The 22,914-nt window shown below is 69.8% G+C and carries 20 protein-coding genes; 16 read left to right on the top strand and 4 right to left on the bottom strand.

Going from position 1 to position 22,914, the window contains the following annotated elements; all coding sequences use genetic code 11:
* The first annotated feature begins 2 nt into the window (after positions 1-2).
* From FREUN1FDRAFT_RS12845 to FREUN1FDRAFT_RS12825, 5 genes are all read left to right on the top strand, one after another.
* Positions 3-890, top strand: coding sequence for a GvpL/GvpF family gas vesicle protein (locus tag FREUN1FDRAFT_RS12845; RefSeq protein ID WP_006540480.1), 888 nt, complete (start codon positions 3-5; stop codon positions 888-890).
* Positions 891-946: 56 nt separating this feature from the next.
* Complete coding sequence (locus tag FREUN1FDRAFT_RS12840; protein WP_006540479.1) at positions 947-1,576, top strand: hypothetical protein; 630 nt, start codon at positions 947-949, stop codon at positions 1,574-1,576.
* Positions 1,573-2,571: an SRPBCC family protein gene (locus tag FREUN1FDRAFT_RS12835; protein ID WP_006540478.1), complete on the top strand. Its 999-nt coding sequence runs from the start codon at positions 1,573-1,575 to the stop codon at positions 2,569-2,571. The genes FREUN1FDRAFT_RS12840 and FREUN1FDRAFT_RS12835 overlap by 4 nt, the downstream gene beginning before the upstream one ends.
* 96 nt (positions 2,572-2,667) lie before the next feature.
* A complete protein-coding gene (locus FREUN1FDRAFT_RS12830; protein WP_006540477.1) occupies positions 2,668-3,447 on the top strand; it encodes a hypothetical protein in 780 nt (259 codons plus the stop codon).
* Positions 3,448-3,717: 270 nt separating this feature from the next.
* Positions 3,718-4,656: an iron-containing redox enzyme family protein gene (locus FREUN1FDRAFT_RS12825; RefSeq protein WP_006540476.1), complete on the top strand. Its 939-nt coding sequence runs from the start codon at positions 3,718-3,720 to the stop codon at positions 4,654-4,656.
* Positions 4,657-4,674: 18 nt separating this feature from the next.
* Here FREUN1FDRAFT_RS12825 and FREUN1FDRAFT_RS12820 read toward each other — a convergent pair whose 3' ends face one another.
* The gene (locus FREUN1FDRAFT_RS12820) at positions 4,675-7,338 is read right to left on the bottom strand and encodes an ATP-binding cassette domain-containing protein (protein WP_232295168.1); all 2,664 of its coding nucleotides are present in this window, start codon (positions 7,336-7,338) and stop codon (positions 4,675-4,677) included.
* Positions 7,339-7,585: 247 nt separating this feature from the next.
* On the opposite strand from FREUN1FDRAFT_RS12820, the gene FREUN1FDRAFT_RS12815 reads away from it, so the two are divergent.
* Positions 7,586-8,362: an ABC transporter ATP-binding protein gene (locus FREUN1FDRAFT_RS12815; protein ID WP_006540474.1), complete on the top strand. Its 777-nt coding sequence runs from the start codon at positions 7,586-7,588 to the stop codon at positions 8,360-8,362.
* 89 nt (positions 8,363-8,451) lie between these two features.
* Complete coding sequence (locus FREUN1FDRAFT_RS12810; protein WP_006540472.1) at positions 8,452-9,660, top strand: ABC transporter substrate-binding protein; 1,209 nt, start codon at positions 8,452-8,454, stop codon at positions 9,658-9,660.
* A gap of 163 nt (positions 9,661-9,823) precedes the next feature.
* Here FREUN1FDRAFT_RS12810 and FREUN1FDRAFT_RS47665 read toward each other — a convergent pair whose 3' ends face one another.
* On the bottom strand, positions 9,824-10,699 hold the full coding sequence (locus FREUN1FDRAFT_RS47665; RefSeq protein ID WP_304412144.1) for an expansin EXLX1 family cellulose-binding protein: 876 nt from the start codon (positions 10,697-10,699) through the stop codon (positions 9,824-9,826).
* Between the two features lie 751 nt (positions 10,700-11,450).
* On the opposite strand from FREUN1FDRAFT_RS47665, the gene FREUN1FDRAFT_RS41395 reads away from it, so the two are divergent.
* The 7 genes from FREUN1FDRAFT_RS41395 to FREUN1FDRAFT_RS12775 all read left to right on the top strand — a co-directional run bounded on the left by FREUN1FDRAFT_RS41395 (position 11,451) and on the right by FREUN1FDRAFT_RS12775 (position 19,021).
* Positions 11,451-12,359 (top strand): protein NO VEIN domain-containing protein, encoded by a 909-nt coding sequence (locus tag FREUN1FDRAFT_RS41395; protein ID WP_006540470.1) that lies wholly within the window; start codon positions 11,451-11,453, stop codon positions 12,357-12,359.
* Between the two features lie 426 nt (positions 12,360-12,785).
* Entirely contained in the window at positions 12,786-13,751 is a 966-nt protein-coding gene (locus FREUN1FDRAFT_RS12800; RefSeq protein ID WP_006540469.1) for an STM4015 family protein, read from the top strand.
* Complete coding sequence (locus tag FREUN1FDRAFT_RS12795; RefSeq protein ID WP_006540468.1) at positions 13,748-14,833, top strand: STM4014 family protein; 1,086 nt, start codon at positions 13,748-13,750, stop codon at positions 14,831-14,833. The genes FREUN1FDRAFT_RS12800 and FREUN1FDRAFT_RS12795 overlap by 4 nt, the downstream gene beginning before the upstream one ends.
* A gap of 21 nt (positions 14,834-14,854) precedes the next feature.
* Complete coding sequence (locus FREUN1FDRAFT_RS12790; protein WP_006540467.1) at positions 14,855-15,673, top strand: STM4013/SEN3800 family hydrolase; 819 nt, start codon at positions 14,855-14,857, stop codon at positions 15,671-15,673.
* Positions 15,670-16,986 carry an STM4012 family radical SAM protein gene (locus FREUN1FDRAFT_RS12785; protein ID WP_006540466.1) on the top strand — a complete coding sequence of 439 codons (1,317 nt, stop codon included), beginning with the start codon at positions 15,670-15,672 and terminating at the stop codon, positions 16,984-16,986. The genes FREUN1FDRAFT_RS12790 and FREUN1FDRAFT_RS12785 overlap by 4 nt, the downstream gene beginning before the upstream one ends.
* Complete coding sequence (locus tag FREUN1FDRAFT_RS12780) at positions 16,986-17,846, top strand: STM4011 family radical SAM protein (RefSeq protein WP_006540465.1); 861 nt, start codon at positions 16,986-16,988, stop codon at positions 17,844-17,846. Before FREUN1FDRAFT_RS12785 ends, FREUN1FDRAFT_RS12780 begins: the two co-directional genes overlap by 1 nt.
* A gap of 2 nt (positions 17,847-17,848) precedes the next feature.
* Positions 17,849-19,021 (top strand): acyl-CoA dehydrogenase family protein, encoded by a 1,173-nt coding sequence (locus FREUN1FDRAFT_RS12775; protein WP_035951426.1) that lies wholly within the window; start codon positions 17,849-17,851, stop codon positions 19,019-19,021.
* A 60-nt stretch (positions 19,022-19,081) separates the two neighbouring features.
* Here the strand turns inward: FREUN1FDRAFT_RS12775 and FREUN1FDRAFT_RS12770 are convergent, their stop codons facing one another.
* A complete protein-coding gene (locus tag FREUN1FDRAFT_RS12770) occupies positions 19,082-19,474 on the bottom strand; it encodes a hypothetical protein (RefSeq protein ID WP_157474713.1) in 393 nt (130 codons plus the stop codon).
* 297 nt (positions 19,475-19,771) lie between these two features.
* Here FREUN1FDRAFT_RS12770 and FREUN1FDRAFT_RS12765 point away from each other — a divergent pair, with 297 nt between their 5' ends.
* Positions 19,772-20,284, top strand: coding sequence for a hypothetical protein (locus FREUN1FDRAFT_RS12765; RefSeq protein ID WP_006540462.1), 513 nt, complete (start codon positions 19,772-19,774; stop codon positions 20,282-20,284).
* Positions 20,285-21,311: 1,027 nt separating this feature from the next.
* Here FREUN1FDRAFT_RS12765 and FREUN1FDRAFT_RS43755 read toward each other — a convergent pair.
* Positions 21,312-21,449, bottom strand: coding sequence for a hypothetical protein (locus FREUN1FDRAFT_RS43755; RefSeq protein ID WP_157474711.1), 138 nt, complete (start codon positions 21,447-21,449; stop codon positions 21,312-21,314).
* Positions 21,450-21,741: 292 nt separating this feature from the next.
* Here FREUN1FDRAFT_RS43755 and FREUN1FDRAFT_RS12760 point away from each other — a divergent pair.
* On the top strand, positions 21,742-22,914 hold a 1,173-nt coding region (locus FREUN1FDRAFT_RS12760; protein ID WP_006540460.1), incomplete at its 3' end, for an LLM class flavin-dependent oxidoreductase.

The following is a 22,914-nucleotide window of genomic DNA, read 5'->3' as shown; positions in this document are numbered from 1 at the left end:
CCATGCCTGTCGTGCTCTACGGAATAGTCCGGGCGGACCATCCCTTCCCGGTCCAGAAGCGGGACACGGGACCCGGCCCTGCACTTGGCATCGGACACCCGGCGGCGTCGCTGCGCCTGGTGCGCTCGGGGCCGCTCGCCGCGGTCGTCAGTGAGACGTCGGACGTCGGCGAGCTGGGCGAACAGGAAGCCATAAGGCATCTGGAGATCCTCCAGCGGCTGCTCGCCGACGGCCCGGTGCTCCCGGTGCGGCTGGGAACGGTCGCCCCGGACGACGAAGCGGTCCGCACCGAGGTCCTCGAACCCGTCCAGGACGGCCTGCCCGAACAGCTGGACGCGATCGACGGCCTGGTCGAGCTGTATCTCGACATTGAGGAGTCAGAGCAGACCGAACTCGCGGAAGCGGTGGCCAGGACCCCGCTGGCGTACGCTCCGCCTCCGGATGACCTGGACGCCCGCATCCAGCTCGGCCAGCGGATCGCGGACCTCGTCGTCGCGCGCCGGACCGCGCAGGCGGAGGAGATCCTGGATGACCTGCGTCCGCTGGCACGCGCGGACCGGCCGCGCCGGCATCACGGCGGCCCGGAGGATCCGGCGCTCAGCTGGGCGTTTCTCGTGCCTGCTGACAGGTTGTCCGATTTCGACGCGGCCGTGGAGCGCGTACGGGCGGCTCGTCCGTCTCTGAAGGTCGACTACGTCGGACCGCTGCCGGCGGTCGACTTCGTCGACTTCCCGGCCCACGTCCGCACCACAGCGCCCGCCGTGGACACCACCGGCGACACCTTCGGCGGTTCGGGCCGATGGGGCTGGGGCGGGGAAGGCGAACAGCGGAACACCCGCGAGCCCGCCGACCGCGCGGGCGGCGGCGGCACGCGCGACGACCGGGAGTGAGACGACCGGGAGTGAGACGACCGGGAGTGAGACGACCGGGAGCGAAAGGAGCCCTGATGAGTAACGTCAAATGCGCCCTGGCACTGATAGGAGGCTATGTCCTTGGCCGGACGAAGAAGGCCAAGGCCGCCATCAGCCTGGGCATGTGGCTTTCCGGCCGCAACTACCACGCGAAGGACATCCTGCGCGACCAGGTAGGCCGACTCACGCGCTCGACCGATGGCGAAAAGTTGATCAGTCAGCTCCGGGGCCCGGCCACCGAAGCCGGTCGGCGTGCCGCGGTCGCGATGTACGAGGCCCAGATCAACCGGCTTTCCGACACGCTGGCGCAGCGAACCGAGCGGCTGACAGCCACACTGGGCGGCTCGGAGAAGCTCGCCCGCGACGAGGGCGAGGCAGTGCGCGGCGCCGTGGAGGACGTCGCCACCTCGGTGGTGCCAGGCACCAGCCACAACGGTGACAGCGGTTCGCCGCGCCGCGGCGACGACACGAGCACGACCGGCCAGAGCGAGGCAGGCCAGAGCGAAGCAGGCCAGAACAAGGCAGGCCAGGACCGCAGCGCCGGCGACGGCCACGACGCCGCCGACCGCAGGGTTCCCGACAGGTCTGGCGGGCAGCGTAGGGATGCCCTCCGTGGCCCGCGCGAGCGGACGGCGCAGGCATCGACCGGTGGAGGTTCGCGATGACGCAGCCGACGGAGCAATCGAACGGGCTGACCGGAGTGCTCCTGCACAACCCGGCAACCAGAAGGCTCGCCGACCAGGTGCAGGACCTTGCGAAGGCGGGCGGCAGCCGGCTGGCCGGCAGTATCGGCGAACGTCTCGCCTCCGGCACGGACAGACTCAATCACCTGAGCGACTCCGACGGGCAGACCTCGTCGCTCATAGACGGCGCGAGACGCCTGGCCGAGGGTCAGTCTCCATTCAGGGCGGCGGCCGGGTCGGTCATGTCGAACGTCAAGGACAAGGTGAAGGGGGCTCTCGGCTCACTCAAGGGCCGGGCCGGCGGAAAAGGCGGCCCACCCAAGGCGACGAACATCGAGGAGTCGGTGGACATCGGCGTCCCGGTATCCGTGGCCTTCGACCAGTGGACCCAGTATCCCGAGTTCGCCAAGTTCATGAAGGGTGTCGAGGCGGTCGAAGCCAAGAGCGAGACCGAGCAGAACTGGCGGGTCAAGGTCTTCAAGTCCCGGCGCAGCTGGCAGGCAAAGGTCACCGAACAGGTCCCCGACCGCCGGATCGCCTGGACCTCCGAAGGAGCGAAAGGCTCCGTCAAGGGCGCGGTCACCTTCCATCCGCTTGCCGACGACCTGACCCGTGTGCTGCTGGCCATGGAGTACTACCCCAGCGGCTTCATGGAGAAGACCGGGAACATGTGGCGCGCGGGCGGGCGGCGAGCCCGACTGGATCTGAAGCACTTCCGCCGCTTCATCACGCTCCGCGGCGAGGCCACCGGATCCTGGCGGGGCGAGATCCGCGACGGTGAGGTCGTGCGCTCTCCGGACGACGACTCCGAAGAGGGCGGGGAGGAGACGGGGAACCTCGAAAGCGCACAGGCCGCCCACGACGAGAACGATCAGGTACCGGCGACGTCCGGCAGCCAGGGCGGCGGTCCGGAATCCAGTGACCAGAACTCGGAACTCGACGAGCAGGCCGGTGCCGAGGAGCCCGTCCGCGCCTGACCGAGATATGACGGCCGGGTGTTACCGCCCGGTTCCCGGGCAGGCCTGCGGTACGGGTGCGCGCCGTTGCGGGTGTGCGCCGACGAGGGGGCAGGCATGTTCTATGACCCGGTCGAGTCCACCTTTTATGCCTGGTGCGTCGAACGTCTGCTGAGGTCAGCATCGGCAGCTCCGTACCTGCGCGACGGTGTTGTCGAACTCGGGGCCGGGTCGGGCCTGCCGATCGTCGAGGCGCTGCGGCGCTGCGAGGCTCCGGTTCAGGTCCGCGGCTTCGAGCGCGATCCGGAATCATTCCGGATCGCCAGCCGGCTGGTGGCGCTGAAGGCGCCGCCCAACTACTCCGTCGAGCCAGGTGACTTCTTCGACCAGGGTTTCGATGGCCCGGAGCGGGTCGCGATCGCCAACCCGCCCTACCTGGCCGCCCCCACGGGTGACACCTCCGCCCCTGAGCTGTGGGGCGGTGAAAGCGGTGCGGAGGTGACGTGCCGGCTGCTGTCCGGACCGTTTGACGTCCTCATGCTGATGATGGCCTCGATCGCGGACCCCCTCGGGGTGATCGACCACGCCGCGCGCTTGGGCTATCTCGTCGTCGACTGGTGCGCCCGGCCCATCCCCTTCGGCCGCCACAGCCGTGAGCCGGCTGTCCACCGGCGGCTCGGGGAGCTGCACGCCGAGGGTCGCGCCTTCAGCTCCGAGGCCGGCTACCTCCTGGCCGGAGTCACCTTGCTGCGTGCCCGTCAGCGGGGCAGGCCCACCAGCGCTGGCCGGGAATCCGGCCCGGATGGCTCTGACCCGGACGCAAACGCCTTCGACCCGAACGCGGACGTCCTGCGCGGGGTCATGGCCGCCGGCGCGAGCGTGCGGAGGGACCCGTGACCCCGGCTGCCGCCAGCCCCCGGGGCGGGGACCGCCCGCGGTCGGGAAGTCGGTGGCGCCGCGGCGGCCGGCATCGACGACGCCCCGCCAGACAGCGCATACGGAACCGTGCCGCGGCCGGAAGATCTACGGCCCGGCCCGCTGCCACGCCCCCGAGGTCCGCTCAGCGCCTTCGTCACGGGCACTCTTCGACAGCCGGCGCGAGCAGGCGCGGACATCGGTCCGGTTCCACGGCCCGGCGACGATCTCCTTTACGGCGAGGACGGGGCGTTGGCCCTCTACTGCCTCTACGAGCTGCACTACCGCGGTTTCGCCGGGGTGGACGAGCGCTGGGAGTGGGCGCCCGGGCTGCTCACGCTGCGCCATGAGCTGGAGGACGAGCTGGAGTCCCGGATCCGCCAGGAAGCGGCGACGGTTCCCGCGCCACAGTGCGACAGCCGGGACGCCGATGCCATTCCCGCGGCGCTTCGGGAAATCACCACGGCGCCGTCCGGCCCGTCGTTGTCGCGTTATCTCGCCGACGACGGCACCCTTGACGATTTCCGGGAGTTCGCCATCCACCGTTCGCCCCTGCAGCTCAAGGAAGCCGACCCGCATTCCTGGGCCATTCCCCGCCTCACCGGACCGGCGAAGGCTGCTCTGGTCGAGATCCAGGCCGACGAGTACGGCAACGGCGCCACCCGAGACATCCACCAGATTCTTTTCGGCCTGACGATGCGCGGGCTCGGCCTGAGCGCCCGCTACGGCGCCTATCTCGACCGCGTGCCCGGTCCGACCCTCGCGTCGGTGAACCTGGCGTCCTACTTCGGCCTGCACCGCCGGCTGCGCGGCGCGCTCGTCGGACATCTCGCTGTCTTCGAGATGACCTCTGTCGAGCCGATGGCGGCCTACGACGCGGCCCTGCGTCGGCACGGCCTCCCGGCTGGCACTCGACATTTCTTCGCGGTCCATGTCGTGGCCGACGCACATCACCAGACCGTCGCCTCGCAGGAGCTGGCGGCTGGCCTGGTGCGCGCTGAGCCGGCGCTCGGCGCCGACGTGCTGTTCGGCGCCCGCGCCATCATGGCGATCGAGGGTCGGTGCGCAGAACAAATCCTCACGGCGTGGCACCATGGGCGTTCCTCCCTGCTTCCGCCTACAGACCCCGAATCAGCGGAACAGCCGGTCCGGCCGGCGACGTCGCCGGCCGCCGGTCGGCGGTCGCCGTGAAGAATGCGTGGTCGCGCGTCAGGCCAGGGACGGATCCGGTACCGGGTCCGCTGGTGCCGGGTCCACCGATGCTGGATCTGTCGGGTCACCCAGGTACGCCTCCCGGACCGTGGCGTCGGCCTGGATCTCCTCGGGGGTGCCCTCGGCGAGGACCCGTCCCTGGTGCAGCACGACGATCCGGTCGCAGGCCGACATCACCAGCGCCATGTCGTGGTCGACGACCAGCACGGTGAGCCCGCAGTCGTGGGCGAGGTCGCGCAGGTGGGCGGCCAGCTGGCTGATCTCGGTGATGGACAGGCCAGCCCCCGGTTCGTCGAGGAGCACCACCGCGGGATTGCTGGCCAGGGCCCGAACGATGCCCACAAGGCGCCGTTTCGCCATCGGGAGCTCGGTGGGCAGCCGCGGCAGGTCCGCGGTCAGCCCGAAGCGCTCCAGGGCTGCCCGGGCCGGTGCGGTCAGCCGTCCGTCGGTACCGCCCGCGTTCTCGGCCGCGACCCGCAGGTTCTGCGCGACGGTCAGGTCCTCGAACAGCTCGCCGGCCTGGAAGACCCGGCCCAGCCCGCCGCGGGCCCGAGCGTCGGCGCCGTCCGCACCGAGGGGCCGGTCGCCGAGCAGCACCTGGCCGCCGCTGGTGGCCGCGAAGCCGCCGATCGCGTCGAGCAGGGTCGTCTTGCCGGCTCCGTTCGGGCCGACCAGGCCGGTCACCGTACCGGGCAGGGCACGAAGGGACACGTCGCTGACGGCCGCGACACCACCGAAGCGCACCGAGACGTCCGCGGTGACCAGTGCGGTACCGGCCCGCGCCGGCTGTTCACCCGGCGGGATCGGTGCCGGGTCATGCTGGAAGCTGCGCCGCCAGGCCACGCCGTTCTCGTGCAGGAGCACCGTGACGACCAGCGCCGCACCGAAGATCGTCGCGTAGTTGTCCGTGACGAAGCCGATGTGCAGCTTGGCGATGACCAGGTAGACCAGGCCGCCGAAGGCGAGCACCCCACCGAGCAGACCGCCGCTGACCGCGGTGACGCCGGCGATGACGGCGAGGCTCACCAGGTTGATCGACTCCAGGAACGAGAACTGGGTGAACGTGACCGATGAGCTGCGGAAGCCGAGCAGCACACCCGCGGCGCCGGCCATCGCCGAGGAGATCACGAAGGCGGACAGCTTTGCCCGCGCGACACTGATCCCGACGGACGCGGCGGCGCGTTCGTTGGTCCGCACGACGAGCAGCCGGCGCCCGAGCCCCGAGCGCCGGACGGCGACCACCACGCCGGCCGCGACCACCAGCCAGAACAGTGCGACGAGCCCGTACCGGTCGGGATGGCGCGCCGCGTCCACGTCGAGGCCGAAGAGCGTCGGTGGATGTGGCTGCGAACCGGCGATGCCGCCGGTGTAGTGGGTGCTGTCGAAGAGCACTCCGGAGACCGCGACGGCCAGGCCCATGGTGAGGATGGCGAGGTTGATGCCCCGGACCCGCAGCGCGGGAAGGCCGACGACGAGGCCGGCGACGGCTCCGACCACGGCACCGGCGACCGGGGCGAGCACGAACGGCAGATGGATGTCCAGATCGAGGCGGACCGCGGCGTAGGCGCCGAGACCGGCCACGGTCATCTGCGCCAGGCTGATCTGGTTGGCGTAGCCGATCAGGACGACCAGCGACAACACCAGGATGCCGAAGACCACGGAGAGGATCGCCGCGTCCTGCCACTGGGCGCTGCCGAACAGCAGCACGGCGACCGCTCCGGCAAGCGCGATCACCGCCGGGACGGGCCGGAACAGCCCGGCGGCGACCGGAGCCGCCGGCACCGCGGGCAGCCGGTTGCTCGCGCCGTCCCGGCGCAGCACGAGGATCGCCATGACTGCGACGAACGGCACCGTCTGCGGCCAGCCCAGCTGGAACTGGCTCGGCACATGCTCCGCCACCAGGTGCGTCACCACGCTCTCGCCGACGCCGAGCGCGGCACCGCCGGCAAGCGCCAGCCCGAAGCTGTCGAACCGCCCGAGCAGGGCCGCGGCCAGCGCGAACGCCATCACCTGGAGCATCGCGGTGTCGAACTGCCCCACGATGGGCGCGACGAGGATGCCGCTCGCCGCGGCCAGCGCCGAGCCGAGCGCCCAGTTGAGGCTGCCCAGCAGGTGCGGTGACGCGCCGAGTGCCTGGGCGGCGGACTCGTGTTCCGCCATCGCCCTGGTCATGAGCGGCAGCCGGGCGCTCGCCGACCAGGCCGCCAGCCCCAGGACGACCACCACGGCGATCAGGAAGATGATGATCCGTTCGTACGGGATCTTCTGGTCGAACACATCCACCCCGCCGGAGGGGAAGGCGCTGTCGGGCACCCGCGGGGCGTTCTCGAACAGGGTGTGCGCCAGGCCGATCAGCAGCCCGAGCAGACCGAGGGTCGCGACCATGCGGGACAGCTGCGTCCGGTGCCGGACGAATCGTATGACGAGCAGGTAGACCCCGGCGCCGAACAGCGCCGCCGCCAGCAGGGTCAGCACGGCGGCCGGAATGCTTGGTATGTCGTGGCTGTCGCGCATCCAGTAGAAGAGAAGCGCGCCCCACAGCGCGATGCCGCCGTGCGCGAAGTTGATTGTTCGTGACCCGCGGTGTATCGCCACGATTCCGACCGCGCTGACCGCGTAGACGCCGCCCACGCCGAGGCCTAATAACGCGAACTGCAGCATGGTCCGCGGATCCATGACACCCCCAGGGCTCGGGAACGAGTGGCGGCCGGCCGGCCGCGCGCATTCGGCTGGCCGGCCACCACGAAGGCCATTGCGGACCCCTGTTTGGCAGCGTAAGGTCGTGAGCATTCACTCGCAAGACCCCGTGGGATGCGGCGGTGGGCGGATGTCGACGGCCCGGCAGGCCCTTTCCTCGGGCTTTTGGTGTCGGCGCTGCCACTTACTCTCAGAGTACGGAGGATGACGGATGGGTGATGGTGGTCCGGGTGGCGGCCGCGGCGGAGGCCGCGGTGGCGTGTCGACGATTCCCGGGAAGTCCCAGGCGGATTCAGCGCAGTCCGGACTTTCGGCCGCGATCGAGGCGCGCGGGCTGTCGGCCGGCTACGGGCGGGTGCCGGTTCTACACGACATCGACATCGAGGTGCGCCCCGGCGAGGTGGTGGCGCTGCTCGGCCCGAACGGCGCGGGCAAGACCACCCTGCTGCGCACGCTGGCCGGGTACAGCAGGCCGACGAGCGGGGAGATCCGCCTGTTCGGGGAGCCGTGCAACCGGGTTCCCGTCTATCGGCGCGCCCGCCGGGGCGTGTCCTTCATGGGCGAGGAGCGCCATGTCTTCCCGGGGCTGACCGTCCGTCAGTCACTGCGGCTCGTCCGGGGCGGCGCGGAGTCGATCGAGCTGTTCCCGACGCTCGCGGACCGCTCCCGGCACCGCGCCGCGCTGCTGTCGGGTGGCGAGCAGCAGATGCTCGCCCTCGCGCTGGCGCTCGCCCGCGCTCCGCGGCTGCTGCTGATCGACGAGCTGTCGCTCGGCCTCGCTCCGCTGATACGTGAACGCCTACTTGACACCGTTCGGGAGACGGCCGACCGCGGCGTCGCGGTGGTCGTCGTCGAGCAGAACGCACGGTCAGTGCTGAGCCGAGCGGACCGGGCCTATGTGATGCGCCGCGGCGAGATTGTCGACGAAAGCCCCGCGAGCCGGTGGCTCACCGACCTCGACGGCCTGGCCGCCCTCTACCTCTCCTGAAGCACCTCACCCGAACCATCTCTGCTGAACCACCTCGCTCGTCCACAAGAATGGGGATAGGAATGCTCGGAAGAAGCGCGAGGACGCCCGTGGCCGCGCTCGCGGCGGCGCTGTCACTCGTGGCGGTGCTGGCCGGTTGCGGCGGCGGAGGCGGCGACGAGGAGAAGGCCGACTTATCCGGCGGCCTCACCGGTCAGCCGATCAAGATCGCCGCCATCGGGGGCCTGAGCGGCGGGGTCAGCAGCAACCCCGAGTACGCCACGGGCGCCCGGGCGGCGGTGGCGGCGATCAACAAGAGCGGCGGGATCGACGGCCGCCCCCTCGAGCTGAAGCTCTGCGACAACCACCAGAACGCGACGGACTCCGCGAACTGCTACCGCGAGATCCTCGCCGACAAGGACATCGTCGCGATCGCCGGCGGGTCCGACAACTACCACGACGCCACCAAGGCCCAGATCGAGGCCGCCCAGATGCCGATCATCGGGCAGTACCCGGTGTCGGGCTTCGACCTCACCAACTCGCTCGCCTTCAACGTCAACGGCGCGGTCGTCGTCGGCTTCCACGGCCTGGCACAGGACGTCGTGAAGAGCGGGGCCAAGCGTATCGGCCTGGTCACCCTGGACATCCCCACCGCTGACGTCATCCGCAAGACCGTCAACGACGTCTTCAGCAAGGCGGGCGTCGAGGTGGTCAACAACGTCCAGCTCGCTCCGTCCACGGCGGATCTGAGCGCACCGGCCCAGCAGGCCACCCAGAACAAGCCGGACGCGGTGGTCTGGCTGACCTTCGCCGCGCAGACGAGCGTGGCCGTCAAGGCGCTGCGCGCCACCGGGTACGAGGGAACGGTCGCCTTCGCGGGCAGCGCCTTCGACCAGGATCAGCTCAAGACCATGGGCACCGACGGCCCGGCCACGATCGGCCTGGTTCTCCCGCCGGCCTGGGACACCTCCACCCCGTACGGCAAGCAGTTCAACGAGGACATCAAGGCCTATGAGCCCGACGGGAAGGTGGACGAGCTCAGCCTGAACAGCTGGCTCGGCGTGAAGATCTTCGCGCAGGTGGCGTCCTCGGTCGAGACCGTGGACAGAGCGTCCATCCTGGCTGGGATCAAGAAGCTCAGCAAGGTCGAGACCGGCGGGCTGACCGCACCCGTCGACTTCACCGCCAAGAGCACGCTGCCCTACGCCGCGATCTACAACCCCGCCTACACCACCGCCCACGTGAAGGACGGCAAGATCACCTGGGACGGCAAGCTCCGCGAGTTCGGTACCGGCAAGGAGCTCACCCCGTCCACCTGAGGTGACACCCGGCACGAACCATCAGCCGGCGCTGGGAAAGGCGGTTCGACCGCATCTCCCAGCGCCGGCCCGATGGTTCAGGTGGTGGTTGCTCAGTGAGCCTTTTCCATCTCACGGTCCACGGTCAGCGATGCCGTGAGTCCGAGCCGACGATGGAAAAGGCTCAGTGCCGGGCGAACTGGCCGGTGGCCTGCTGGGTCGTACCCGGCGACAGATTGACGGTGTGGACGAGCCGCTCACCGAAGACATCGGTGATCCGGACGGTGAACGGCCCCGGCCCAAGCCCGTTCGGCGCGATGAAGTAGTTCCACATCTCGCGCCGCAGCGGCGTCCACGTCCCGTTCACCCGCACCTCCAGCGAGGTGACCAGGTTGCGGTGCTGACGGACCTGGAGGGCGAGCCAGTAGGCCGACGAACCCTCCTTCACCTTGTACTGCACGGCCCCGAGGCCCGACGGGCTGGCCAGGCGCCAGGTGACGTCCACCTGCCCCGGCACGCCGCCGGCGATGCGGGCGAACGCCTGCTCGCTCAGGTCGAGCTGCCCCGGAGCGCATTCGGGGCAGCGGTCGGTCACCTTGACCACCACGCTTCCCCCGGGGCCGGTGACCTGGATGTAGGCGCCGCAGGCGCGGGCGGTCTCGTAGTCGGCCTCGTTCATCGCCACGGCCGGCATCGCCGGGTCGGTCAGCCGGTCGAACATGCAGTTGCCCCCGCCGTCCGCGCCGTAGTGGGTCGTGCGGCCCCGGTAGACGGTGCCCGGCTGGATCCGCCCGGCGGCCGGGGCGGCGAGCGGCTCGGCTGTTGGCTGGTCCGGAGCCTGGGCTGGTGGTCGGGCCGATGGCGCGGCTGAGGTAACGACGGAAGGCCGCCCGGCGGTCGAATCAGACGCTGTGGGCCCGGCCTGTGGAGCTGCCGGGCGATTCGAACCGAGCGCCGGATTGGAGCGCGGCGAGGTTATAAGCCCGTCGGTGCCGGCGGCTGCAGGGCTCGGAGCCCGCGCGCCGGAGCCGGAAGGGGGCGCTGTGCCAGCGGCAGTCACGGTGGTCGTAGCGCTTGGACCTGTGCCAGCCGCACGGGGACCGGCGGAGGCACCCTCATCGACGGGCCAGCACCCGGTGATCACGAGGGCGGTAGCAGCCGTCACGGCGGCACAGATTATGGTGCGGCGAAAGAGCGCGACGGTGGATGGGGAAGAACGCACTAGGGAGGAACCTCCGTGATCGCGGTGCCGAGACGACTCGGCGCGTCGGGACCCCTCCCGGAACCGGAACAATAGCGGTTTACGCAAACTCCGTCGAGCACCACCGGTGCCTGATCCAGCGCTTTGGGTGACCGCCCAATTCGGTCAGTGCCGAGATGCAGTGCCAGCAGCGTCCTCCGGGCCCGCGACGTCCTGGGGGCGAGCGTTGTCCAGCCGCAGCGTGAAAGGCGGTTCGAAGTCGGGCCCCTAGGGGCTGGCGATCGGCTTCCACAGATGCGGGACGTCGCGTGGCGTGCTGTCGATGTCGATTCCGCTTCAAGGTCGTGGCCGGTCGGGCCGTTCATTTTTACTTTCTGTAACGAATCGTTACCTAAGGTCACAGATCGTCTGGGTCAATGTGCATTGGTTGTGGTGGCACAACCTGCGATCGCCGTGTGGATGGGCTCCCAATCCGCCTGTCGGGCGGTCATGGGGTGGGGGTGCGGGTGGTGGTCGATGTTCTGGGTGGCAACCCTAGCTGCAGATCGTCTGCTGATATGATTCGTCTACATCAGTCGCGAGATTGGGCGGATCAACGTTGCCTGCCACGATGTTCATCTACTTGGGTGAGAGGGCCCTGGGCAACTTGGCGCGAGGCCTCGAGGCTCAGACCTGGGGTTTCAAGGATAAGTATCGCGATGCTGATGTTCGACCTCAGTTTGTGATCTTTGGTGCAAAGCGCACTTCGCTGGGGCCTCGCGCCAAGGCGGAAGCGTGGCTGGCTGGCACCCTCTATCTCTACATCTGCCGGTTCACCGGCGACTTCTACACTGGGCGGGCGCCGCTCTGGGACGACGAGGTCGAATCGAGCACGGTGATCTATCCTGTCCGCTTCGGAGTTGAACCTCTGTTTGATCTCTCTGAGGTGGCTGCGAGCAATGATGGCCCGCTAGGCGCTCGTGCAAGCGACGCGATGCGTCGGTCCGGCGTTGATGGAAGCCTCGGGAAAACCATCGACTACGATCCAACCCCTTTGTTTGCTCTGAGGGGGCTCCCTGGGTCACAGGTTGCGTTCGCTGCTACGCGAGGTATTGAGCCTGAGAGTATTCCGAATAAGACCCGTCGGCGCGGAGCGGCGCGCAGTCAGGATTCCCGACTGACGGCTGCTGTCGAGGCGCATGCCGTCGAAACTGCTCGGCAGCTCTTGATCGATGAAGGCTGGACCAAAATCGAGATCGTCGGCAAGCCCTATGATCTGAGCTGTGAACGCGACGGCACTATCCTCCATGTCGAGGTGAAGGGCAGCACCGGTGCTGCCACGACCGTTTTTCTCACCCGTAACGAGGTTCAGCATGCCAGGGATTTTCAGCCCACCTGGCTCATTGTTGTCAGTGACATTGTAGTTGATAGAAGTGAATCTCCGTACAAGGCTTCCGGTGGAAGGGTGCACGTCTACAAAGACTGGGAGCCCGCGCCGGAAGATCTTCGAGCTACGCAGTATGAATATGCCATTCCCTGACTAGATGAAACCTCTATCTCGTCCTGGTGCTGCTCTGAATGTGATTTTGAACGGCGTTTCTGGGTTCCTGGTTGTGTTAGCCCCCTGTGGCCTCGGTGTTCCGTGCACAGCAAGTTTTTGTGTCACATACCGTCGCTCCCCCTGGAAGCGCACCATGGTCGGTGTCGCCGTGTTCGGCTGTCCGCGCCCGACGTGGCCCCGCCGGTCCTCCCGCTCCACCAGCTCGAGCGGGTTGGCGCCCTGATCCCCGCCCTCCGGGCACCAGCAGATCACGAATTCGGATCCGAGGTGTTCTGAGTGTCCGCGGGACTGTGCCGGTGACCTCGGCTTCGAGCCTCAGACGGGGCTGCCGGGGCGGCCGGCGGCCCGATCATGTCGGCGGTAGCTGATAGGACGGTTCCCGACAGTCACCGCGAAGGGGGCCAGATGACCATCAACGAGCACCTCACCGAGCTCGCCGGCAAGCCGGTGGTCGATTTTCGGCACGAGCACGAAGGCGAGTCGTCGGATCGGTACTTCGGGTCAGGCGACTCGGGCACGCGGGCTTCGCCCGGTGACGTCGCCTGGCGGGTCAGAACCTGGTTCGAGGGCCCCGGCTTCGGCGACGTCTTCCAGAAGTTCCTGGCGGAGGTCCCGCCCGCGGAGGTGACCCATCTGGTCATCGGCTACTGGGGCGCGTCCTACGACACGAAGAACACCGTCGATCCGGTGGACCTGCTGGTGGGTGCGGCCGACCGGCTGCCCGCGCTGCGCGCGCTGTTCCTGGGCGACATCGTGCTGGAGGAGGCGGAGATCTCCTGGATCGAGCAGTCCGATGTCACCCGCCTGTTCGGCGCCTTTCCCGCGCTGGAGTACCTGGGGGTCCGCGGGAGCGACGGGTTGGCGCTGCGCCCGGTCCGCAGCAGCACGCTGAGGACGCTGCGCTTCGAGACGGGCGGGCTGCCCGCCTCGGTGGTGCGGGCCGTCGGCGGGAGTGACCTGCCCGCCCTGGAGCACCTCGATCTGTGGCTGGGTACCGACAACTACGGCGGCGACGCGACCGTGGCCGACCTCGCCGGGATCCTGGGCGGCGAGCGGCTGCCCGCCCTGCGGCATCTGGGCCTGGAGAACGCCCAGATCGCGGATGAGGTCGCCGCGGCTGTCGCGGGCGCGCCGATCGTCGCGCGGCTGACGTCGCTCAGCCTGGCCCTGGGCACCCTCACCGACCGGGGAGCCGAGTCGCTGCTGTCCGGCCAGCCGCTCACCCACCTCGAGCGGCTCGACCTGCACCATCACTTCCTGACCGACGCCGCGATGAACCGCGTCGGCGCCGCGCTGCCCGGCGTCGAGATCGACCTCGGTCAGCAGGAGGAGGCGGAGGACGACTGGTTCTACACCGCGGTCTCCGAATGATGTTCACCGTGGTGGGGGCACCGGGCGACCGGCGCACCGAACTGTTCACGGCCGCGTGCCGCTCGGCGGGCCTGGCCGCGCCCCGGGTCGTCGGCTGGGCGCAGGTGCTGCACGGTGGCGAGCTGCCGATCGTGCCCGGCTCGCTGCTGCGGATCGACTCGCCGGGAGGCGACCCCGAGGTGGACAGGCTGCTGCGCGGGCCCGGTGATCCGACCCGGGTGGGCGGGGGAGCGCGGTGGTACGCGTCCTTCACCGCGGGGCTGGGGCGCGTCGCCGCCGCCGCCGCGGCCACGGCTTCGGGCGCCCGGCTGCTCGGCGACGTCGACGAGATCGCCGTGATGTGCGACAAGAGGCGCTGCCACGCCCGGCTGCGGTCGGCGGGTGTGCCCGTCCCGGAGGCACTGCCACCCGTCCACGACTATGCCGACCTGCGGGCGCGGATGGCGCAGGCGGGCATGGACCAGGTGTTCGTCAAACCGGCGCACGGCTCGTCCGCATCCGGCGTCGTGGCGCTGCGGGCCGCGCGCGGCGGGCGGGTCAGAGCCGTCACCTCCGCCGCGCGCACCGGCACCGGCCTCGTCAACGCGCTGCGGGTCCGGGCCTACGAGACCGAGCCCGAGGTGGCCCAGCTGATCGACGAGCTGGCGCCGGACGGGCTGCATGTGGAGCGGTGGCTGCCCAAGGCCGCGCTCGGCGGGCGTGTCCTCGACCTGCGGGTGGTGGTGATCGCCGGCGAGCCGACTCATGTGGTCGTGCGGACGAGCCGCTCCCCGATGACCAACCTGCACCTCGGCGGGGCGCGGGGCTCGGTCGGCGCGGTGCGCGACGCCCTCGGCTCCACCGGCTGGGAGCGTGCGCTCGACGTGTGCGCGCGGGCCGCCGCGTGCTTTCCCGGCAGCCTCATGGTCGGTGTCGACCTGCTTGTGCAGATCGGCTGGCGGCGGGTCGCGGTCGGTGAGGTCAACGCGTTCGGTGATCTGCTGCCCGGCATCACCGGGCTGCCGGGCACCTGGGCCGAAGGCCTGGATACCTACGTCGCCCAGGTACACGCAGCCCTGGCGGCACACGCGGTGGCGGCATGAGCAGCCGGGGGCGACGCCGGTATGCGTGACATGAACGAGATCATCGGCACCCATGATCTACTGCTGATCACGCTCGACACCCTGCGCTACGACGTCGCGGTCGAACTCGCCGCCTCCGGGCAGACACCCACCCTCCGCAGCCTGCTGCCCGGCGGCCGCTGGGAACGCCGCCACACTCCGGGCAGCTTCACCTACGCGGCACACGCCGCCATGCTCGCCGGTTTCCTGCCGACCCCGGCGCTGCCCGGCCCACACCCGCGCCTGTTCGCGGGGCAGTTCCCCGGCAGCGAGACCACCGTACCCGGCACCTGGGCGTTCGACGCCCCCGACCTCCCGGCTGGCCTGGCGAAGATCGGCTATCACACGGTCTGTGTAGGCGGTGTGGGCTTCTTCAACAAGCTCAGCCCGCTCGGCTCGGTTCTGCCGGGCCTGTTCACCGAAAGCCACTGGGAGCCCCGGTTCGGCGTGACCGACCCCGACTCCCTCACCCACCAGATCGACCGGGTCGGCGAGGTGATGCGGCGCCTCCCGCCCGACCGGCGGCTGTTCCTTCTGCTCAACGTGGCCGCGCTGCACCAGCCAAACTGGTTCTACCTGGCAGGTGCCACCCGCGACCACGATGCCACCCGCAACCACGGTGACTCGCGCGACTCCCACGCCGCGGCGCTGCGCCACGTCGACCGGCAGCTCGGCCGCCTGTTCGCGCTGATGCGCCGCCCATGCTTCGTGATCGTCTGCTCGGACCACGGGACCGCGTACGGCGAGGACGGCTACAACGGCCACCGCCTCGGCCACGAGGTCGTCTGGACCGTCCCATACGGGGAGTTCGTGCTGGCATGACAGGCCCACACCAGCAGTACACCGGCCCATACCAGCAGTACGTCTACGCGTACCCGCACAAGACGGCCTACCGGCCGCTGTCGCCGCGCCCCGCGCTGCGGGACGTGTGGGCCGCGCAGGACCGGTCCGCGCTGTTCCTCTACCTGCACGTCCCGCTGTGCGAGATGCGCTGCGGCTTCTGCAACCTGTTCACCCGCACGGGAGCATCCGAGGAGTTCACAGGCGCCTACCTGGACGCGCTCGAACGCCAGGCCGTGGCGGTCACCGGCGCACTGGGCGACGCCGCGTTCGCCACGGTGGCCTTCGGCGGCGGCACACCCACCTACCTGACCGCCCCCGAGCTGGAACGGCTCTGCGACATCAGCGCCCGCCTCGCACCGCTGGGCGGCATCCCGTTCGGGGTGGAGACCTCGCCGGCCACCGCGACCGCCGACCGTCTCACCGTGCTGCGTGAACGCGGCACCACCCGCATCTCGATCGGCGTGCAGAGCTTCCTGGACGTCGAGGCCCGCGCGGCCGGGAGACCCCAGCGGCGGGCCGAGGTCGAGGCAGCCCTGGAACGCATCCGCCGAGCCGGTTTCCCCACGCTGAACATCGATCTCATCTACGGAATCGACGGCCAGACCGCGACCACCTGGCTGCATTCCCTGGACGCGGCACTGGCCTGGCGCCCGGAGGAGCTCTACCTGTACCCCCTGTACATCCGTCCCCTGACCGGCCTGGCCCGGCGCGAGACCGACTGGGACGACCAGCGCACCCGGCTGTACGGCCTCGGCCGCGACCACCTGCTGGCCCACGGCTACGAGCAGGTCTCCATGCGGATGTTCCGCCGCCCACCCGGTCAGCAGCCCGCGCCGGGCCGTGCGTCGGGGCCGGAGTACTGCTGCCAGACCGACGGTATGGTCGGCCTGGGCTGCGGAGCCCGCTCCTACACCTCGGATCTGCACTACTCGTTCGAATACGCGGTGGGCACCCGGCAGGTGCGCGCGATCCTGGACGACTACCTGCACGAGGCGGACTTCACCACTGCCCGGGTCGGTTTCACCCTCACCGGCGACGAGCGCCGCCGGCGCCATCTGATCCAGTCGTTGCTGCAGGCCGAGGGCCTGGACCGCATCGCCTACCGGGAGCGTTTCCACACCGACGGCACGGCGGACGTCGACCTCACCGCCTTCGCCGACCGCGGCTGGTTGGAGCAGACCCCGACCACCCTCCGGCTGACCCCCGAAGGCCTCGCCCACTCCGACGCCCTGGGCCCGGCGCTCTTCTCACCCCGGGTCCAGACCCTGATGGCCAGCTACACCCCACGCTGATGAATCTGACGATCCTCTACCGCGGGCCGCTGGCCAGCTGCGACTACGACTGCTCCTACTGCCCGTTCGCGAAGCGCCGCGACACCGCGGCGCAGCTGCGGGCGGACCGGGCGGCGCTGGAGCGTTTCACCCGCTGGGTCCGGGAGCAGAAACACGGCGTCTCGGTGCTGTTCACGCCGTGGGGTGAGGGCCTCACCCGCTCCTGGTACCGGCGGGCGCTGGTGGAGCTCAGCCACCTCCCGCATGTCGAGCGCGTCGCGATCCAGACCAACCTCAGCCACCGCGTCGACTGGACGAGCGAAGCTGATCTGTCCCGGCTCGCGCTGTGGGGCACCTACCACCCGAGCCAGGTGCCATACGAACGTTTCGTCGGCCGGTGCCTCGACCTGGCCGCGCGCGGGGTGCGTTTCAGTGCTGGCATCGTGGGGCAGCCCGAGCACCTGGACGCCGCGCGCAGCCTGCGCGCGGATCTGCCCCGGCATGTGTACCTGTGGGTGAACGCGGCCAGCGGCCACACCTACACCGACACCGAGGCCGCCCACTGGACGCGGATCGACCCGCTGTTCGCCTACAGCCGCACCGCGCATCCCAGCCGCGGCCTGCCCTGCCGCACCGGCGAGACCGTCGTGTCCGTGGACGGCGCCGGCACGGTCCGGCGCTGCCACTTCGTCCCGACCGTGCTGGGGAACCTGTACGACGGCTCGTTCCGCCCAGCGCTGCGATCCCGGACGTGCCCTCTGGACGTCTGCGACTGCCACATCGGTTACGTCCACCTGGAGACGCTCGATCTGTACCGCACCTTCGCCGGCGGAGTCCTGGAACGCATCCCCACCCTCTGGCCTCAGGGCACCATGATGTAGAGGTGCCTGACCTGGTCGTGCCCGATCTCTCGCCGGAGGCGTTGGCGGCTGTGACGGCCCAGATCGCCGGTTGCGCTGCGGAGTACGACCGCACGGGGGCGATTCCGGTACGCGGGTTGGAGGTGGCGCATCAGGCCGGACTGCTGACGGGGACCGTTGCCGCACGCTACGGCGGGCCGGGCCTCGGGCCCCTGGAGACCGTGCGCATCCTGGTCGCGCTCGGGGAGGGGGACGCCTCCGTCGGGCTGCTCGCAGCCAACAACCTCATCGTCCATCAGCGGCAGGCGGCGGCCGACAGCTGGCCGGTGGCCTCCTACGCCGACCTGCTGTGGCGCAGCGTCCAGGGCCCGGCGTTGGCCAATGCCGTCCGTTCGGAGCCGGAGCTGGGGTCACCGTCCCGCGGCGGTCTGCCGAGGACCACGGCGAGCCGCCACCCCGACGGTGGCTGGGTGCTCAACGGCCGCAAGACGTACGCCACCGGTGGGGCGGCGCTGGCGTACCACGTGGTGTGGGCGGTGGCGGACGAACCCGGCGGTGACCCGCGGCGGCCTCGGGTCGGTCAGGTGATCGTCCCGGCGGAGCTGCCCGGCATCAGCTGGAGTGACAGCTGGGACCATCTGGGCCTGCGGGCGTCGAACACCCACGATGTGGAGTACGTCGACGTCCGGCTGCCGGCCGACGCGTTCGTCGAGATCCCGCGCGGGCCCGACGGTGTCTACCGGGATCCGTCGACGACGACCACGCTGGGGAACTTCGCCTATTCGGCGATCTACGTCGGGGTGGCGCGGGCCGCCCGCAGTGCGTTCGTGCGGTTCGCGCGGGAGCGGGTGCCGGCCGCGCTCGGGCGTCCGATCGCGACGACCGAGCGGATCCAGACGGCGGCCGGCGAGATCGACGCACAGATCGCGCAGGCCGAGACGCTGCTGTTCGGGGTGCAGCTGCGGGCCGAGGCCGGCGAGACAGCCCACCTGCCGCAGCTGCCGTTGGTGAAGGTCCAGATCGCGCGGTCGGCGATCGCCGCGGTCGAGACCGCGGTCGCTGTGCTGGGGAACCCGGGCCTGACCAGGCATCTCCCGTTCGAGCGGCTCCTGCGGGACGTCCTGTGCGTGCGGGTTCATCCGCCGCAGGAGGACACCGCGCTGTCGGCGGCGGGCCGCCGACTACTCGGCCAGTAGGGGTGTACCTGGTTTCCGGCCAAGGCCCCGACCCTGCGCTCACGTGGGGGAGGAGGTTCGTCAGGTGCTCGAAATCCTGGCCTGGAGACGCTCGCTGAGGACGACCTCATACGGAAGGTCCCGAAGAGCCCCCGGGGTCGTGTCGACATCCTGAGCACGTAGGCGCTCCGCCAGCAAGGCCCAAGGGTGCGCGTCGGTCGTCTGGTCGCCCTCGTCCGGCCCGACCACGACGAGCACCGTCTCCGTGACCTCCGCGAGGGTCAGAAAACTCCACGCGTCGTCAGTGGTGGGGCTGCCCACGAGCGAGCTGCTCCAGCCTCGGTCCGCGGTCAACGTCAGGCGGCGCCCGTCGGAAAGGACCGCGAACTCCTCGACCTGGAAGCGTAGGACCCGGGGATCGCTTTCGGGTACGTAGTCGCACCAGGCTCCCAGGCCTATCACCGTCGCGTTCACCGTGTCGACTCTAGACCATTTGGTCTGCTGATACCCGGTGGCGGGTCTCACCGCGGTGCTCTCGTCCGTTCACCTGGCGTTCGACGGAATTTTCCTGGCGTGGCACGGAAAGTCGTCGCGGCGAATTCGGTCTACTCGATTCGTAGTCCGTGCACTGAATTTGCCCGCTTGACTATCGTAGAGCTCTCGCGAAATGATGCCGACATCGAAAATTCGCCGCGGAATTTGAATTATGTTCCTGTGTCCGATGAAAAATGGCGGCCGCGCCGTCTGGGCGGGTCTGGGAAGAGGTAGATCTTGAAACACTTTTTCCGTAACCTGTCGATCCTGGCGGCAGTGGCCGTGGTTGTGTTGCTCGGAACATCGCCGGCGGCGGCGAACGCGGCTGCTGCCGCCCCCGCGCCCGCGCCGACCGGCGGTGGCGGCACCGACATCGTGAACGAATCAACGATTGTTGACGGCGGCCGCTCCATTATCTGCCTTTTCGAAACGCGCGGTGACTGGGTCCATGTCACCGCCGGTGAGGCCTCCGGGCACGGCTGGTGGGTCAACCGGAGCTGCAAGGCCACCAGGGCGGTCGTCACAATCCAGCTGCAGGAGTTCTACAGCGACGGAAAATGGCGGAACGTGGGTGGCCCCGTCAGCGCCACGCTCGCCTCCGGTACCTACCGGCGGGCGAACAAGCGTGCCGGCTGCATCACCACCGGTCTGACCGGATGGCGCAGCATCGTCGAGGTCGATGTCATCGGCGTTGCCGACGACGCGCGCAAGCTCACCACGACGGCCGTCAACATCAACTGCCGGCGATAACTCTGGGGATTTTGCCTGCGGGAGAGCGTGCAGCAAAGTCCCGAGCAGCGGTGGATCCGGGGCCGCCGATATTGGCTGGTGGTCCGTGTCGCTCGCCACAGGGCCACCCACCGGGGATCCCGCGCCGTCGCGCAGCGCGAGCAATTCCCCTCAAAGGGACAAAAGGGGCGACGAGTCACTTGGCAATCCGCAAGTGTTGAGGATCGTGGTCGCGAGAACGACCACGATCCTCAACACTTGCCTGGCAGCAGCAGCAGCAGCAGCAGCCGCCGCCGCCGCCGCAGCAGCAGCAGCCGCCGCAGCCCGAGGCTTGAGACTTCGCTACGCGCTCGCGAACGACCAAAATTCTCAACTCTTCACCGCGACCAGCTCCAACCGGGCCGCGGGCACCCCCGGCGTCCGACACCCTCGGCTTTTGCGGTGCCCAGGGGACCCCCTGTCTGTCCGTGGCGCCACGACGCCGAAGTCGATCACACCCGCAACCTCGACTGTCATCTCGCTCCACAGCCGGAAACCGCCCCCGAGGTCCTACCAGCGGCCACCCGACATCACGCACCGTGACCAGATGTGGAAGAGGAACTACTGAGGCGTACCGCCAGGGGCTGGGGGGTGGGGCTGGATGGTGTTGGGGTTGGTCGGCGGGCGGTGGGGTCGGTTGGCAGTGTGGCCCGCGGGTGGCGAGGCCCGCGGGTGGCGAGGCCCGCGGGTGGCAGGCCCGCGGGTGGCGAGGCCCGCAGGCGGTTGGGTTCGCTGACGTTTGGGCTCGCGGGCGGTGAGACCGGCGAGTGCCGCCGGCGACGGGAGTCGAGCTCCCCGTGAAACGATCTATCACGATTCCTTATCGGTGTGATCAGCAATCCGATCTCGACACCGCAGATAATTCCCACCATTCTGGTGGACATGGTGGGGAGCTCTGGAGGGGAAACGCACAGGACGCGTCGTGCGTGTGCTGCCGTCCATCGTCCGACAGGTCCGGCGGTTGCCGGGCGGGTGCTGACCCGGCGGCGGTTCGTCGACTTCGGAATTCTCACCTCGGCCTGCTGTCGTCCCCGCTGAGCGGCCAGGCGGGCCGGCCGCCGATGCCGCGCACACCGAACGCATCGACCTCGTCCGCCACTATCTCGCCCGCCACCATCGCTCGTCCGCCGCCATCGCTGGAGTGCACCCGGCGATTCGCCGCTGACGGGCCGAGGCCGAGGGTCCGGACGCGGGCCCAGGCCGCGAAAGCCGCGTGAGTCAGGCAGGCCGGTGCGCCCCGGGAGCCGATCGGGCTGCCTCGCGGCCGAAGCCAGGCCGGTGCCTGCCCGCGTCCAAGCGTGTCCGACTTCCGGTCGTTTCTTCGCCAGCCCGTCTCCCCCTCAGCCCTAAGCCCTGCGCCCTCAACCCTGCGCCCTCAGCCCTCGCTTCTGGCAGTCAGTCCAGGCGTGGACGCCTGTCCCGCCTCGCGGAGGTATTTCGTGACCGTCGAGTTCATCAGCGCCATCAACGTCAATCCGTCCAACGAGCTGAACCAGCTTCGGTTGAGCGGGCTGGACCCGTCCTATCTGAAGCGGTACGCCAGGCTGCTCGACGAGGGTGGTTTCGACTACACGCTGGTTCCTTACCACTCGGCAGGCCACGACCCCTTCACGGTGGCGGCGGCGCTCACCCAGTTCACCGAGCACATCAAGCCGATCATCGCGCTGCGGCCGAACACCATGTACCCGACCGTCGCCGCCAAGCAGCTGGCGACGATCGACCAGCTCAGCGGCGGCCGGGTGGTGGTGCACTTCATCGCCGGCGGAAGCGACCAGGAGCAGGCCCGCGAGGGTGACCGGCTGAGCAAGAGCGAGCGTTACCTCCGGCAGGCCGAGTACATCGAGATCCTGCGCAAGGCCTGGAGCTCGACGACGCCGTTCGACCACGCCGGCACCTATTACTCGTTCGAGGATTTCGTCTCGGCGGTCCGCCCGACGAACGGGACGATTCCTGTGTCCGTCGGTGGCTCGTCCGCGGAGGCGTACCGGGTCGGTGGCGCGCTGGGCGACATCTTCGGCCTGTGGGGCGAACCGTTGCGGGAGACGAAGGAGCAGATCGACGCGGTCGGCGAACAGGCGCGCCTCGCTGGGCGCACCGACCGCCCGCGGATCTGGGTGACCTTCCGGCCGATCATCGCCGCCACCGAGGAGCTGGCCTGGGAGAAGGCCGCCCGGGTCCTGGACGCGCTGCGGACCGCCAGCCGGCCGCGGACGCCCGGGCTCCGGCAGAACCTGAAGGAGCCGCCGCCCAACGTCGGGTCACAGCGGCTGCTGGCCGCGGCCCGCGCCGGTGACCTGCACGACCGGGCGCTGTGGACGGCGCCGGCGATCGCCACGAACGCGGGCGGCGCTTCGACGGCCCTGGTCGGCACGCCGGAGACGGTGGCCGCGGCGATCCTGGACTACGTCGACCTTGGCGCGGACCTGATCTCCATCCGCGGCTACGACAACTTCAACGACGCGCTCGACTACACCCGCCACATCATTCCGCTCGTCCGCCAGGAGCTCGCGCACCGCGAGGCGACGGGACGGCGCGGCGAGATCGTCCCCACCGACGCCGGCTACGACCGCGCGCCCGAACTCGCCGCCGCGGCCGCCGCGCCCGCCGCGCCC

Source organism: Parafrankia sp. EUN1f (assembly GCF_000177675.1).
In the GTDB taxonomy this organism is placed as follows: Bacteria; Actinomycetota; Actinomycetes; order Frankiales; family Frankiaceae; genus Parafrankia.
This window is presented reverse-complemented; position numbering and strand designations above follow the sequence as displayed.

Coding starts and splice junctions, on each gene's coding strand:
- FREUN1FDRAFT_RS12845 (WP_006540480.1), top strand. CDS start 3: ATGCCTGTCGTGCTCTACGGAATAGTCCGGGCGGACCATCCCTTCCCG.
- FREUN1FDRAFT_RS12840 (WP_006540479.1), top strand. CDS start 947: ATGAGTAACGTCAAATGCGCCCTGGCACTGATAGGAGGCTATGTCCTT.
- FREUN1FDRAFT_RS12835 (WP_006540478.1), top strand. CDS start 1,573: ATGACGCAGCCGACGGAGCAATCGAACGGGCTGACCGGAGTGCTCCTG.
- FREUN1FDRAFT_RS12830 (WP_006540477.1), top strand. CDS start 2,668: ATGTTCTATGACCCGGTCGAGTCCACCTTTTATGCCTGGTGCGTCGAA.
- FREUN1FDRAFT_RS12820 (WP_232295168.1), bottom strand. CDS start 7,338: ATGCTGCAGTTCGCGTTATTAGGCCTCGGCGTGGGCGGCGTCTACGCG.
- FREUN1FDRAFT_RS12815 (WP_006540474.1), top strand. CDS start 7,586: ATGGGTGATGGTGGTCCGGGTGGCGGCCGCGGCGGAGGCCGCGGTGGC.
- FREUN1FDRAFT_RS41395 (WP_006540470.1), top strand. CDS start 11,451: ATGTTCATCTACTTGGGTGAGAGGGCCCTGGGCAACTTGGCGCGAGGC.
- FREUN1FDRAFT_RS12800 (WP_006540469.1), top strand. CDS start 12,786: ATGACCATCAACGAGCACCTCACCGAGCTCGCCGGCAAGCCGGTGGTC.
- FREUN1FDRAFT_RS12795 (WP_006540468.1), top strand. CDS start 13,748: ATGATGTTCACCGTGGTGGGGGCACCGGGCGACCGGCGCACCGAACTG.
- FREUN1FDRAFT_RS12790 (WP_006540467.1), top strand. CDS start 14,855: ATGCGTGACATGAACGAGATCATCGGCACCCATGATCTACTGCTGATC.
- FREUN1FDRAFT_RS12785 (WP_006540466.1), top strand. CDS start 15,670: ATGACAGGCCCACACCAGCAGTACACCGGCCCATACCAGCAGTACGTC.
- FREUN1FDRAFT_RS12780 (WP_006540465.1), top strand. CDS start 16,986: ATGAATCTGACGATCCTCTACCGCGGGCCGCTGGCCAGCTGCGACTAC.